This is a genomic window from Bacteroides intestinalis (assembly GCF_003464595.1).
Taxonomy (GTDB): Bacteria; Bacteroidota; Bacteroidia; order Bacteroidales; family Bacteroidaceae; genus Bacteroides; species Bacteroides intestinalis_A.
In genome coordinates, this window is sequence record NZ_QRZF01000002.1 from 230,052 (window position 1) to 242,836 (window position 12,785).

Below are 12,785 nucleotides of genomic sequence, written 5' to 3' on the forward strand. Positions count from 1 at the left end.
CTGCAGTAATGTGATCTATGAAGATGGTACAGCTAAGTGTTTATTAACGGGAGAAGGTTATGTATCTTTAGACGACCGGGAATATCACTATTACCTGAAGGACCATCAGGGAAACAACCGGGTACTGGTTAACAAGAATGGTGGCGTAGAAGAAATCAACCATTATTATCCATTCGGAGGTGTCTTTGCAAGTGAAGAGAATGTGCAGCCTTATAAGTATAACGGTAAGGAACTGGATACAAAGAAGGGGCTGAACTGGTATGATTATGGGGCGAGGGAGTATGATGCGGCACTGGGAGTCTTTACTACGTTGGATCCTTCATCCGAAAAGTATTACTCGACTTCTCCCTATGCTTATTGTGGAGGTAATCCTATAAATAGGATAGATCCTACAGGAGCGGATTGGTATAGAGACGAATATGGTAATTATCATTGGGTCAAAGCGGGAACTAATGTCACTGAAGGATGGACTCCTTTAAGTCCCATTCATCTATAGAAATAGCACCTGCTGTAACTTCTGGTAATCCTCTGGTAGCTCCAGATGTGGATGCTATTACTGGTGCTGCTCCTCGCGCTTCTTTGTTTACAGAAGAAAGAAGCAGTCAATTCGAAATGGGGAATGCTATTGAATTACCCATTCCAGTTGGAGGTCTTGTTGCACCAGCTATGGAGGGTGTTTCACTTTCTTCAGGTGCTCTTATATTAACGATTCCGCTACTTCTTCAAGGAGATGAGTCTCCTGCTTATGTGAAAGAGGCTACTGATAGTAAGAAAAATGAAAAGCATGGGGATAGTGGAAGAGCTATGGAAAAAGCAAAGAAGAAAATGGGAGAACTGGACAATAAGCTACAAAATGAAAATTTGAGTAGGAGAGATCGAAATAGGATGAAAAATAAAAAGAGACATATTCGTGAAGATGGAGAATTTAAAAATAAAGGAGAGGAACATAGTCATGGGAACACAAAACGGTAAAATAACTTTTATCCCTCAGCAGGGAATTGTGGCAGACAATAAGAAAGGAGTAACTGCATTCTTTAAATTTGGAGAGGATGTGCGGGAGCAACTTGTTTTTCCTTATACTGTAGAGAGGCACCGAATTCGAAATAAAAATAATGGAGGGAAGTATTATTCATTATATATGTTTTTTGATGAAAGCTTTAGGGTGTGGACAGAGAAAGGACTAACTAAGATTTCAGGATTTGGTTGCCACAAAAGCTTTGTTTTTAAGGGATATGAACTTATTGGAATGGACTTAGAACGATTTTTGCAACTAAATCTTTTTCATTTAGATTATATAGATGAGGATTATTATAGTGTTGCACCTGGGATAAACTTTAGACACTATAAAGTCTATTATAACTTAGCATTTCAATTGTCCATATATATTTGGAGAAAGAAAATCCGTGAGGTTTTAGTCTGTGGTTTTTTTTTCGAAACAAAAAAGTATGAAGATCCTGATTATCTGGAAATATTTAAATTAAAAAAAATCGAAGATTAGCAAAATCTATGTAGTATCGTTCCGTTCGATATTATTATCCGACTGTATCGAGTTCTAAGATTCTCAATCCACTAATCTAATTTGTCCCTATCTCTGAATATGAATATTTGCAGAGATAGGGATTTCCTATCTGGACTATATCACTTGTCATAACGAGCTGGAACACCATTTATTATACGGTACAAAAGGCTGTTCAATAATACTGTTTAAATAATAATATCTTACAGTATGATTGGTAACCTTACGATGAAGTTGACCGGTAATCAGCTGAACCGTGTGGATGATGCCTCTACAGCTTCTGCTTATGGTGGTGGATTCGAATTTAAAGATGCTGTGAAACAGGATAATGAATATGCTTATGATGCCAATGGTAATTTAACACAAGATTTAAACAAAGGTATAGAGGATATTCAATACAATTGCTTAAATTTGCCAAGACTGGTAAAGTTTAAGGATCAGAGTACTATTACTTATACTTATGCGGCAGACGGTACAAAGCTCCGCGTGGAACATAAGATAGGAAGTAGCACTACCCGGACGACTTACTGCAGTAATGTGATCTATGAAGATGGTACAGCCAAATGTTTATTAACGGAAGAAGGTTATGTCTCTTTAGACGACCGGGAATATCACTATTACCTGAAGGACCATCAGGGAAACAACCGGGTACTGGTTAACAAGAATGGTGGCGTAGAAGAAATCAACCATTATTATCCATTCGGAGGTGTCTTTGCAAGTGAAGAGAATGTGCAGCCTTATAAATATAATGGTAAGGAACTGAATGCAAAGAAGGGACTGAACTGGTATGATTATGGGGCGAGACAGTATGATGCGGCGCTGGGAATCTTTACTACGGTAGATCCTTCATCTGAAAAGTATTACCCGACCTCTCCTTATGTTTATTGTGGAGGTGATCCTATAAATAGGATAGATCCTACGGGAGCAGATTGGTATAAGGATAGTGACGGCAATTATCATTGGGCTGAAAGAGGTGGCTACATTGCTGAAGGATGGACATGGGTCGGATCTTCCGTATCTATAGAAATAAGTAAAAACCGGTATGTCAATTACTATGAGAATGGTGGTATTGTAGCCAATAAGCCGGTCAATACTTTTGATTTGATTGCTTCCAGCCCTAAGTTGCAGAACCTTTTTCTTGGTGAGAATAGTCTGTTATCGGAGGCTTCAAAGTCAAGGCTGTTCAATGGACTTGTAGCGCGAGGGACGGATGCTATTGCAAGGCCGATAGGAGAATTTTTAGTTTGGAATGGTGCAGGTGAACTTGGTGGACCTCTGCTCGGTAAAGCTATAGGGTGGATACTCGGGAGGGTGATGACTAAAGTGAATCCGTTGTTGCGTCCTTTAGGACTTGGAAACACAGGTAGGTTTATTTCGAGAAATCTAACAGAAAAATTAGCGATGCAAGAAATTCTAGCAAATCCTGCTGCTGGTGAAATAATTGAAAGAATGGAGCCTATAAATGATCCACGTTGGTTGGGTTGGAGAAAAATGCAATATGTACATACTGGATTAGATGGAAATAAAACAGTGATACATTATGTAGGGAAATGGGAAGGAGATGTTCTAAAAGCAGTTGATGATTTTAAATTTAAATAGATTTATGAAAGTACGTTGTATTAATAATACGGGAAAGAGTATAAAAAAGTATGAATATAAGTCTTTAAAGAAAGGACAATTAGGCCGATTTGGGGCTACTGAACATACGCAATTCGGGTTGGAAATTGGTAAAGAATTTCTAGTGATGGGTATGCTGTTTGGTGAAGGAGCCTTGGATTATTTGATAGATGATGGAGGATATATTTCGGCATATCCTTATCCGCTTTTTGAAGTCATTGATAATAAAATCCCTTCCTTTTGGTATTATAAAGCTTTTTATTATACAGATGAAAAGTACCCTTATAGAGAAGCTGTTTGGGGGTATTATGAATTGGTTTTTGATGATATGCACTATGAACAACTGGTAGATGTGAAAAAGTCTGCATGTCAGATTTATTTTAAATATAAGATGGAGTTAGAACAAGAATTTTGTTCGAATAAATAGTCTTTGATAATTTCGTTCAGCTGGGTATTATATCTGGCTGAACGGAGTGTTAGATTTTTTAATCTGCTAATCTTACATATCCCTGACCTTTACTATAAATAATTAGTCTGGTCAGGGTTTTTTCTTGATGATTTTTTGACTTAAAAGTTTACTCTAATCTCAAAACGATTAGGATATGATTATTAAATGTTTATTATTGCACATCTTTTTATTTATAGTTCCTACGATATGTATGTCGCAGGGGGGTGTTACCCATTATATAGAGGATGTAGATGGTCATCCTGTTGATAGGTTGCTGGATGATGGGAAAACAGTAGAATATATAACATTAGAAGGTCAAAAAGTCATAGCTTATATTGCATATGGTGTGGAATTCAATGCAGGAAAGGATTCATTGGATAACTATGTGAAAAGATTCTATTACAATCAAGAAGGATATGATAACGTTGAACTAAATCAACGTATAGTATTCTCTATTTTATTCGACAAGAATTTAAATATAATAGAAGTACGACAGTTGCCTCCTCATTTTTTGAGAAAGGAAGAATGTTACAAGAAGTTATTTATAGATATTCTGAATAATACTACCGGAATGTGGCATAAGATTATTGAACATAAAGAATGGTATGTGTATTGGTATGTTACTCGTCTTTTCTAACTTTCTCGTTGCAGCGGGTGTTTCTACGAAAAGAATATTATTCGGCTGTTTTAATTTTCTAATCTAAATTTGCCCTGTCTCTGCATGTAGAGATAGGGCAAATCTTATTATTCTTTTCTTTTGTGCATATAAATATTATTTAAAATTATTAGATTACATCCCTTCCACATCTTAAAACAATTTTAAACTTAAAGATAGAGTAAAATTACATAATGAATATGCTTATGATGCCAATGGTAATTTAACACAAGATTTAAACAAAGGTATAGAGGATATTCAATACAATTGCTTAAATTTGCCAAGACTGGTAAAGTTTAAGGATCAGAGTACTATTACTTATACTTATGCGGCAGATGGTACAAAGCTCCGCGTGGAACATAAGATAGGAAGTAGCGCTACCCAGACAACTTACTGCAGTAATGTGATCTATGAAGATGGCACAGCCAAGTGTTTATTAACGGAAGAAGGTTATGTCTCTTTAGACGACCGGGAATATCACTATTGCCTGAAGGACCATCAGGGAAACAACCGGGTACTGGTTAACAAGAATGGTGGCATAGAAGAAATCAATCATTATTATCCATTCGGAGGTGTCTTTGCAAGTGAAGAGAATGTGCAGCCTTATAAGTATAATGGTAAGGAACTGGATACAAAGAAGGGGCTGAACAGGTATGACTATGGGGCAAGACAGTATGATGCGGCGCTGGGGAGATTTACTACGACAGATAGATTTGCTGAGAAATATTATTCAATGTCATCGTATCAGTATGGAGGAAATAATCCAGTTGGTAATATCGATGTGAATGGAGATAGTATAGTCATTAGCCCCAATCCCAATGGATTAATTGATTATATAAAATCGAGATTTGGTTACGATACAAAGTTCCAAAAAACAGTAAAAGCTGATTTAGCACAATTGAAGAAAGATGATAAAACTGTTGCTCAAATAATTTTAAAATTGGAGGACAGTGAAAATATTCATCAAATTACAATGGTGGAGGATAGAAGAAAAGGTAACTTAACAGAAGTTGATAAAGAGAAAGCTGCCAAGGGAATTTCACAAGGCACTACTGTTAGATACGATCCCTATATTCAAATAGAACCTAGCGGAGAGAAAAGAACTCCGAGGGTAGGACTAAGTCATGAGTTGCAACATTCTTATGATGCAGATCAAGGAACAATGACTAGGGAAATAACAGAGAATGGTGTCTTGTTGATTGAAGTACGTGCAATTAATACAGAAAATAAAATAAGAATGAAAACAGGAGATCCTAAAAGAACCAAATATGGAGGAAGAGAAGTGCCTAAAACACTATTGGAGTAAAATTATTCTAATTACTGGAATTGCCTTTATTCTTACTGCATGTATGTATATAAATAGAAAATCCAAAGAACAACATGCAAAAGAAAATGGTAATGAGCCTTATAAAGCTCTAAGTGTAAAATACCAAGATTCTATTTATCGTATGGTATTAAGATCAAATGACATTGTCTTAAAAATGAAATATCCAGATGAATTTTTACGAACTTTAAAAGATTCAGGAGTTTTAAACATTGATAGTGCAACTTTTTATGAATTAAGAAAAGATATAGTAACACCTCAACCTCTAATAGATTCTATCTATAAAGGAAATGTTGATACTCTACTTTCTCACTTTTTTGATGATAATGGTTTTATTGCCTTTGAATTATCATATGATGAAGAAAAATACCTAATTGATATTTTATATCGAAATAAAATTCTTGTAAATGTTGCTTGTGAATCAGGATATTTATATATTGACAACTGATCTCGTTCGATTGGATATTCTATTTGATTGTATCAAGTCTTGAATTTTTAATCTGCTAATCTTACATATCCCTGACCTTTACTATAAACAATTAGTCTGGTCAGTTTTTGGGTGATTTTTGACTTAAAAGCTTACTCTAATGTCAAAACGATTAGGATATGATTGTAGTTAGTACTTGCGAAATAAGTGTAATGGATAAATGGCTCTCCTTGGGAATTGTGGATATACTCTTTATTGTATATTGATTCTCAGGGGAGCTTTAAAATCTTATAAGTGTTTAGAATATGAAAAATGGGTCTTCTTTTTTTAGATTATTATTAGTTATATGTATTGTGTTAATACATATACACATGAGCTTATATACAATAGGAAATATGACTAATCCTGTGACCTTTGTAATGATGTATTTACGATCAGATACGGATTTTATTTGGATATTTACCGGCTTTTGTGTGCAACTTATAGTAACAGCTTTGGCCGCTTACTTAATTTTGGGTTGGAAGCGGCTTTGGTGTTGGTTCCTAATTCTAATTTTGGGATTGTTTACCGTGCTTTATGCACTTGATTATCTGAATTTTTATTATTCATTACTTCCTGATATAGGCCTTAGTAGTATTTATTACAAGATTTATGAATATCCACAAGCTTTTGAGGGTGGAGTATATTATATCTTCTTGCAGTTATCAGCTATATTGTTATATGGTTTCTTTGATTTCTTATTGAAAATCAAGGGCAAAAATCATGGGAAATCGGAGGAGAAGTAGTGTTTTCCTTTTTAAGTGAAGATTAAGTGCAAGGAAAGGAGGAGAATATAATTATGAAAATTCGAAATAGTAAAAGAACTTTTATCCTTCAGCAAGACATTGTGGCGGATAATAGAAAGGGGCTAACTAACAACTTAATGCAGTAATGTGATCTATGAAGATGGTACAGCCAAGTGGTTATTAACGGAAGAAGGTTATGTATCTTTGGATAACAGAGAGTTCTGTACACCTGATGGCGGAAAAGTATTATTAAGTAAGCTTCTGTGAATTATTGCTCTTTTGATTTCGTAAATAAAGTGTGATTAAAGGTATATATAGGGAATGGTGATTCATGGGCATTGAAGGAGGATGGGAAATGAAGAAAAAAATATTTTTTTGTATAATATCATTGTTGTATCTTCTTGTGTGGGGATATTATAGTAAAGTGATAGAAATAGCACAAGGTGGAAATGGATTGGGAGGTGCTTTATTTTTGTGCTATGCAGCTATTATTTATACTATTTTTGAGATACTATTTGTGTGTTTAATATATAAAGAACGTAGAAAGTTAGAAGTCTTATTCTATATATTAATTTATATTGTATGCATTTTCCCATTTGTGATACAGCTGTTTTTATGGTAAGTACAAACAAATTATCATTTGGACTTTATTATTTTGTTCAGTCGAATATTTTATCTGGCTGAACAGGGTATTAAATGTTTGCGAAATCTTGTTCCAAGTATTTCATTTAAAGAGATCATTAAAAACAATCCAAATAAACAATATATGCGACGCATAAAAAAAATGAAAACAGATGAATGATTTTATTAGAATAATAAAGAAAGTAAGGTTGACTCCTATTCTTATTTATTCACTGATATTAATTATAGATAATCTTTTTTCTATGCCATTTATCAGTGGAGTTAACCAAGGGGCTATAGGAAATGTAATTTCGCTTTTAATAATAATATTATCTGTAATAGTTCTTGTAATAGAACGTTTTATTTCGTTTGGGAGTTACAATAAAAATCTCTGTATAATAGAGTTTATACTCATAGCTATTACAACATTTTTTTATTGGTGTATTTTTTATTCATTGCCATTGTCAACAATGAATAGGCTTATTATGAATTGAAATAATCTACGAGGGTATGTAATAGAAAGAAATAGATAATGATAAAAAGAAATATATTAAACATTATTTTGCCTTTGTATTGGGGTTTACAAGGAATTTTTCTTCTTTCGATTCAGTCTATAGGTGCAATAATTGCTGCAGTAATTCTGCTGACAATATCTCTATTGAAAGTAATCTTGAGGAATCCTAATTGTGATATTCTGTTTTTAATAGTATGTTTCTTCTATTCTGTTTGTTTATGTGTTACTATATTTCTTTTATATTCTCTTTTCGAAATATCTATTATATTGCCTATATTTACAGTCGTAAATTTCTTGGTGATTGTATGTATGTTAAGGTTGTATGGGCATCGATAAGTTCATTCGATTTTGGCGATATGACGAGTTTAGATATGGAATAACATTAAAAAGGTAAGAATATGGCTATTAAATTTATATTTTCTTTTTTATTGATGATGGCTTCCGCATCGCTATATGGGCAAAGCAAAATAGTGAATGAAAGTGTTATCTACTCAAGTGATACCAGCCCTTATAAGAAAGAGGTACAAAGTAGTACATTTTTTGAAGTTGAGACTTTTTTGCCTGTATGTAAATCAATATTAGATACCACTAAGTCATCTAAACATGCTGTCTTCTATTACATTAAAAAGGAATTTCAAAAGGTATCTACAGATATATCTTACGTAGGTGGAAATGAGTCTTTAAGAGAATATCAAGATAGTCTTTATTGGGCTAATTATAATGGTGATGAAGTAAATGGTTCTTGTCTTTATACTATCCTCTTTAATGATAAACTTAAAATACGGGAAATAAGAATTATAAAAAGGGGAGGATATGATAATTCTAAATTTGATTATGATGGACTTATCAAGAAGATACTCTTATCCACGGAAGGAAAATGGCAAAGAGACGAAAAACTGCCTTCTGAAAACTGGTATTTTACAATGGGGCGTTTTATGGTAAGGTAAGATGGGCTGCTTTGTTTTGCTAAATGTTAGATTCGGTTATATCAAAATAAATGCTTTTAAATTTGAATAAAATGAATGATGTAAAGAAAACCTTTGATACAATAAATAAAATCGTGGCAGATTGGGATCCTCTTGGTGTCGGTGAGACTATTGCAGAAGATGAATATGCTGGTTATATACCTGAGATAATACAAGTAATGAAGAACGATCAATCGTTGTTTGAATATTTATCTCAGATTCTGGCGAATGAATTAGGTCGCGGATTTGATTCTACTGATATGAAGCATGTTGAAGGCTTGAAATCTATTTGCGATAAGATTATTAGAGCATATATGGATATCTAGCTTTTTCCGTAAATATTCTATAAACTAAGAGGGTTGTTAGATTACTAATCGTAAATCAGTATTATTATGATGAGAAGTGAAAATCTTAACTTGTTGAAGTTGTTTGTTGACAAACAGGGCTTTCTGTATGTTGAAGAATTGAAAGAAACGACTTTGTTAGAATGCGACTTAAGAATTACGGGCGATGATGCTGTAGAGTTTATCTTAGCCTTTGGGCAAGAGTTTAATGTGGATGTCTCTAAATTTAAATTGGATGAATATTTTGAGGCAGAGGGTGCTTTAGGACCTTTTTTCTCTTTTTTCTATAAATATGTAAGTTCTCCTTTAAAGAAGAAAATGGCAATTAAGGATTTGCTTGACGCTATGGAGAGTCATAAAATGGAGTAATATTAATAAAGATAAAGATGTAGTTTTTAAGTTTGTGACTCTTTTGTACTCTTTTGTTTTTTGGATATTGTGTAACATAAATTTAATGTTGAAAACTATCATTTCTTGGATGATTTATGAAATTAGAATATGAAATTTTGATTAATCAGTATGGACAGGATATTATTGATACAGATCGGCTAGTATCTTTGTTTGATAATTTGTGTAACAATGACAAGAGAACCTTCATAAATGGGCTTGTTACTTTAATAATTCAGTCAAGACCTGAAACTGGAGATATTGAACCTGCTATTTTGTGTAGTAGATTAAAACCGACTTATACACCCTGCGTTTTACTTAAAAAAGGGGTGGAGAACTCTAATTTATATAAGATTGCAGAATTGCCTAATAATGAATTGAGGAAAGTTGTTATTTTGTTGCTGTCTGTATTTAAAATAGCTTATAGACGTAGATATGAACAAGAAAGGGATAATCCAGATAAATGGTGGTATTGGGATTTGTCTGATGATAAGAAGATTAATCTTTTGAATTCTATGATTAAGTAATTGCTTATTTATCCTTTTTGCCTCTAATATACATAAAAAAGACTCAATGAAGAGCGTATTTCAGTGAAAAGTCGTATTTTTGGGAAAGAGTTGTTTTATAACTTTTAAAAAAAGAATCGACTATTATGATGGAGAAAACACTGGTCATTTTAAAACCATGCACCCTGCAAAGAGGTTTGGTAGGTGAGATCACAAATAGATTTGAACGCAAAGGCTTACGTTTAGCCGGTATGAAGATGGTGCAGTTGACGGATGAAATACTCAATGAGCATTATGCCCACTTAAGTGCAAAGCCGTTCTTTCAGCGCGTGAAGGATTCAATGATGGCATGCCCGGTCATTGTGTGTTGTTTTGAGGGAGTGGATGCGATTGAAGCTGTAAGAACACTGACAGGTCCCACCAACGGCAGGAAGGCTGCTCCCGGTACTATTCGTGGAGATTACAGCATGAGTTTCCAGGAGAATATAGTGCATGCCTCCGATTCGCTTGAAGCAGCAGAAGTGGAGTTGAAAAGATTTTTTAAACCGGAAGAAATATTTGAGTATAATCAAGCTACATTCGACTTCCTTTACGCTAATGACGAATATTGATAGAAAAAAGAAAACCAATTCAATTAAAATAGTATCTTTGCGCCCGGAAAAATAATCAGTATTCAGTGAATCTCGTTATTGATATTGGAAATACGGTAGCAAAAGTAGCTGTCTTTGACGGCTTTTCACTTTTAGAAGTGGTATATGACTCCAAGCAGAATTTGGAGCATCTGAAAGATATTTATCATAAGTATCACTTTGAAAAGGCGATTGTTGCAACTGTAATAGACCTGAGCGAACAGGTGCTGGCGCAGTTAGCATTACTTCCTATACCAGTGCTTTGGCTGAATGAAAAGACTCCGCTTCCGGTGGAAAACCTGTATGAGACTCCTCAGACATTGGGTTATGACCGCATGGCGGCTGTGGTAGCTGCTAACGAACAGTTCCCAGGTAGAGACATTCTGGTGATTGATGCCGGCACGTGTATTACGTACGAATTTGTGGATGCTGAAGGACGCTATCACGGCGGGAATATTTCACCCGGTTTGCAAATGCGTTTTCGTGCACTTCATCAGTTTACCGGACGTTTGCCGTTGGTGCAACGTGAAGGGCGTGAACTCCTGATGGGAAAGGATACTGAGACTGCCATCCGCGCTGGGGTGCTGAAAGGTATGGAATATGAAATTTCGGGTTACATAATGGCTATGAAACATAAATATCCTGAACTTTTGGTTTTTTTAACGGGCGGGGATGATTTTTCTTTTGATACAAACTTAAAAAGTATCATCTTTGCAGACAGATTTTTAGTGTTGAAAGGATTAAATCGAATTTTAAACTATAATAATGACAAGATTTAGACAAACACTTTTGGTGCTTTTGCTCACGATATTATCTGGGGCGACGGTCGCTCAAAATAATACAAATTCTCCCTATACACGATACGGATACGGACAGCTGGCAGACCAAGGGTCGGGTAATAGTAAGGCAATGGGTGGCATTGCTTATGGCTTACGTGACAAGTATCAGACTAATTTTGCGAATCCGGCATCCTATACGGCGGTCGATTCGTTGACTTTTATGTTTGATGGGGGTATTTCCATGCAGAATACCAACTTCAGTGATGGGACTGTTAAAAAGAATGCTAAAAACTCCAGTTTTGACTATATCACTATGCAATTCCGTCTTTCCAAATGGGGAGCGATGAGCATAGGGTTGTTGCCTTATTCTAACGTTGGCTATACAATGGCCAGTTATCAGGAAAACACGGAATATCCGGAGAATTCTGCCAGTACGACTTATGCCGGTGAAGGTGGCTTACATCAACTTTATTTGGGTGCAGGTTTTAAAATATTTAAAAATCTTTCTGTTGGTGCGAATATTTCGTATCTTTGGGGGGATATCACACATACCCGTAGTCAGTCATTTCCGTCTAATTCGACTGTAATGCCTTTGATTACAGCTACGGGCATGGAAATTACAAGTTATAAACTTGATTTCGGTGCACAATATACACACCAATTCAGCAAGAAGCATGTTGCTACTTTAGGTGTTGTTTTTTCACCGGGACATGACTTGAATAATGAGGCGTATGTACAAAATCAGAAGGGTAATAGCTCAACAGGGTATACTACATCGCAAAAAGATACAATCTTGACAATGGGCATTCCTATGACATTGGGTGCCGGTGTGACATATGTATATGATGATCGTCTTACAGTGGGGGCGGATGTGATGTTTCAGAAATGGAGTAGTACGACGTTTATGAATAATCCGGATGCTTTCTGTAATCGTGCCAAGATTGCTGTGGGTGCAGAGTATGTTCCTAACTTGTTAGGAAGAAGCTATCTCTCACATATTAAATATCGTTTGGGAGCTTATTATTCCAAACCTTATTATAAGATAGATGGGGCACGTGCTGCGAATGAGTACGGAGTAACTGCCGGTTTTGGATTGCCTTTGCCACGTAGCCGTTCTGTATTGAGCATCTCAGCACAATATGTGAGAATGCAAGGTACGGAAAGTAAATTCTTGAATGAGAACACATTGCGTCTTTGTATTGGCGTGACATTCAATGAACAATGGTTCTGGAAACGTAAAGTGCAATAATGAAGAATAGACAATATAA

At 35.1% G+C, this 12,785-nt stretch carries 14 protein-coding genes and 2 pseudogenes; all 16 read left to right on the plus strand.

Annotated elements, in window-relative coordinates:
• Nucleotides 1-496, plus strand: a 496-nt coding sequence (locus DWW10_RS03290) for an RHS repeat-associated core domain-containing protein (RefSeq protein WP_147350461.1), incomplete at its 5' end; no start/stop codon positions are given.
• Nucleotides 466-972 (plus strand): hypothetical protein, encoded by a 507-nt coding sequence (locus tag DWW10_RS03295; RefSeq protein ID WP_118420828.1) that lies wholly within the window; start codon nt 466-468, stop codon nt 970-972. The genes DWW10_RS03290 and DWW10_RS03295, both read left to right, overlap by 31 nt.
• On the plus strand, nt 953-1,498 hold the full coding sequence (locus DWW10_RS03300) for a hypothetical protein (RefSeq protein ID WP_118420829.1): 546 nt from the start codon (nt 953-955) through the stop codon (nt 1,496-1,498). The genes DWW10_RS03295 and DWW10_RS03300 overlap by 20 nt, the downstream gene beginning before the upstream one ends.
• A gap of 219 nt (nt 1,499-1,717) precedes the next feature.
• A pseudogene (locus tag DWW10_RS03305) lies at nt 1,718-3,115 on the plus strand (RHS repeat domain-containing protein); the annotation flags it as partial.
• Nucleotides 3,116-3,119: 4 nt separating this feature from the next.
• A complete protein-coding gene (locus tag DWW10_RS03310; RefSeq protein ID WP_118420831.1) occupies nt 3,120-3,560 on the plus strand; it encodes a hypothetical protein in 441 nt (146 codons plus the stop codon).
• Between the two features lie 175 nt (nt 3,561-3,735).
• Complete coding sequence (locus DWW10_RS03315; protein WP_147350455.1) at nt 3,736-4,218, plus strand: hypothetical protein; 483 nt, start codon at nt 3,736-3,738, stop codon at nt 4,216-4,218.
• Between the two features lie 181 nt (nt 4,219-4,399).
• Nucleotides 4,400-5,542: pseudogene (locus DWW10_RS26220) on the plus strand (RHS repeat-associated core domain-containing protein); the annotation flags it as partial.
• Nucleotides 5,505-6,008: a hypothetical protein gene (locus tag DWW10_RS03325; protein ID WP_118420833.1), complete on the plus strand. Its 504-nt coding sequence runs from the start codon at nt 5,505-5,507 to the stop codon at nt 6,006-6,008. The pseudogene DWW10_RS26220 and the gene DWW10_RS03325, both read left to right, overlap by 38 nt.
• Before the next feature lie 350 nt (nt 6,009-6,358).
• Nucleotides 6,359-6,772, plus strand: coding sequence for a hypothetical protein (locus tag DWW10_RS03330; RefSeq protein WP_147350456.1), 414 nt, complete (start codon nt 6,359-6,361; stop codon nt 6,770-6,772).
• Nucleotides 6,773-8,305: 1,533 nt separating this feature from the next.
• Nucleotides 8,306-8,854 carry a hypothetical protein gene (locus DWW10_RS03340; protein ID WP_022392034.1) on the plus strand — a complete coding sequence of 183 codons (549 nt, stop codon included), beginning with the start codon at nt 8,306-8,308 and terminating at the stop codon, nt 8,852-8,854.
• Between the two features lie 71 nt (nt 8,855-8,925).
• On the plus strand, nt 8,926-9,198 hold the full coding sequence (locus tag DWW10_RS03345; protein WP_022392035.1) for a hypothetical protein: 273 nt from the start codon (nt 8,926-8,928) through the stop codon (nt 9,196-9,198).
• A 66-nt stretch (nt 9,199-9,264) separates the two neighbouring features.
• Nucleotides 9,265-9,585, plus strand: a complete 321-nt coding sequence (locus DWW10_RS03350) for a DUF1493 family protein (protein WP_022392036.1) — start codon at nt 9,265-9,267, stop codon at nt 9,583-9,585.
• A 116-nt stretch (nt 9,586-9,701) separates the two neighbouring features.
• Nucleotides 9,702-10,130, plus strand: a complete 429-nt coding sequence (locus tag DWW10_RS03355; protein WP_022392037.1) for a DUF5958 family protein — start codon at nt 9,702-9,704, stop codon at nt 10,128-10,130.
• A 125-nt stretch (nt 10,131-10,255) separates the two neighbouring features.
• The gene (gene ndk / locus DWW10_RS03360) at nt 10,256-10,720 is read left to right on the plus strand and encodes a nucleoside-diphosphate kinase (protein ID WP_022392038.1); all 465 of its coding nucleotides are present in this window, start codon (nt 10,256-10,258) and stop codon (nt 10,718-10,720) included.
• 65 nt (nt 10,721-10,785) lie between these two features.
• Nucleotides 10,786-11,517 (plus strand): type III pantothenate kinase, encoded by a 732-nt coding sequence (locus DWW10_RS03365; RefSeq protein WP_022392039.1) that lies wholly within the window; start codon nt 10,786-10,788, stop codon nt 11,515-11,517.
• Nucleotides 11,504-12,766 carry a BamG family beta-barrel-assembly machinery protein gene (gene bamG / locus DWW10_RS03370; RefSeq protein ID WP_022392040.1) on the plus strand — a complete coding sequence of 421 codons (1,263 nt, stop codon included), beginning with the start codon at nt 11,504-11,506 and terminating at the stop codon, nt 12,764-12,766. Before DWW10_RS03365 ends, bamG begins: the two co-directional genes overlap by 14 nt.
• Nucleotides 12,767-12,785 lie beyond the last annotated feature (19 nt).

What these genes read in the sequence shown, in the direction of transcription:
- DWW10_RS03295 (WP_118420828.1), top strand. Translation starts at nt 466, where the DNA reads ATGGACTCCTTTAAGTCCCATTCATCTATAGAAATAGCACCTGCTGTA.
- DWW10_RS03300 (WP_118420829.1), top strand. Translation starts at nt 953, where the DNA reads ATGGGAACACAAAACGGTAAAATAACTTTTATCCCTCAGCAGGGAATT.
- DWW10_RS03310 (WP_118420831.1), top strand. Translation starts at nt 3,120, where the DNA reads ATGAAAGTACGTTGTATTAATAATACGGGAAAGAGTATAAAAAAGTAT.
- DWW10_RS03315 (WP_147350455.1), top strand. Translation starts at nt 3,736, where the DNA reads ATGATTATTAAATGTTTATTATTGCACATCTTTTTATTTATAGTTCCT.
- DWW10_RS03325 (WP_118420833.1), top strand. Translation starts at nt 5,505, where the DNA reads ATGGAGGAAGAGAAGTGCCTAAAACACTATTGGAGTAAAATTATTCTA.
- DWW10_RS03330 (WP_147350456.1), top strand. Translation starts at nt 6,359, where the DNA reads ATGAGCTTATATACAATAGGAAATATGACTAATCCTGTGACCTTTGTA.
- DWW10_RS03340 (WP_022392034.1), top strand. Translation starts at nt 8,306, where the DNA reads ATGGCTATTAAATTTATATTTTCTTTTTTATTGATGATGGCTTCCGCA.
- DWW10_RS03345 (WP_022392035.1), top strand. Translation starts at nt 8,926, where the DNA reads ATGAATGATGTAAAGAAAACCTTTGATACAATAAATAAAATCGTGGCA.
- DWW10_RS03350 (WP_022392036.1), top strand. Translation starts at nt 9,265, where the DNA reads ATGATGAGAAGTGAAAATCTTAACTTGTTGAAGTTGTTTGTTGACAAA.
- DWW10_RS03355 (WP_022392037.1), top strand. Translation starts at nt 9,702, where the DNA reads ATGAAATTAGAATATGAAATTTTGATTAATCAGTATGGACAGGATATT.
- ndk (WP_022392038.1), top strand. Translation starts at nt 10,256, where the DNA reads ATGATGGAGAAAACACTGGTCATTTTAAAACCATGCACCCTGCAAAGA.
- bamG (WP_022392040.1), top strand. Translation starts at nt 11,504, where the DNA reads ATGACAAGATTTAGACAAACACTTTTGGTGCTTTTGCTCACGATATTA.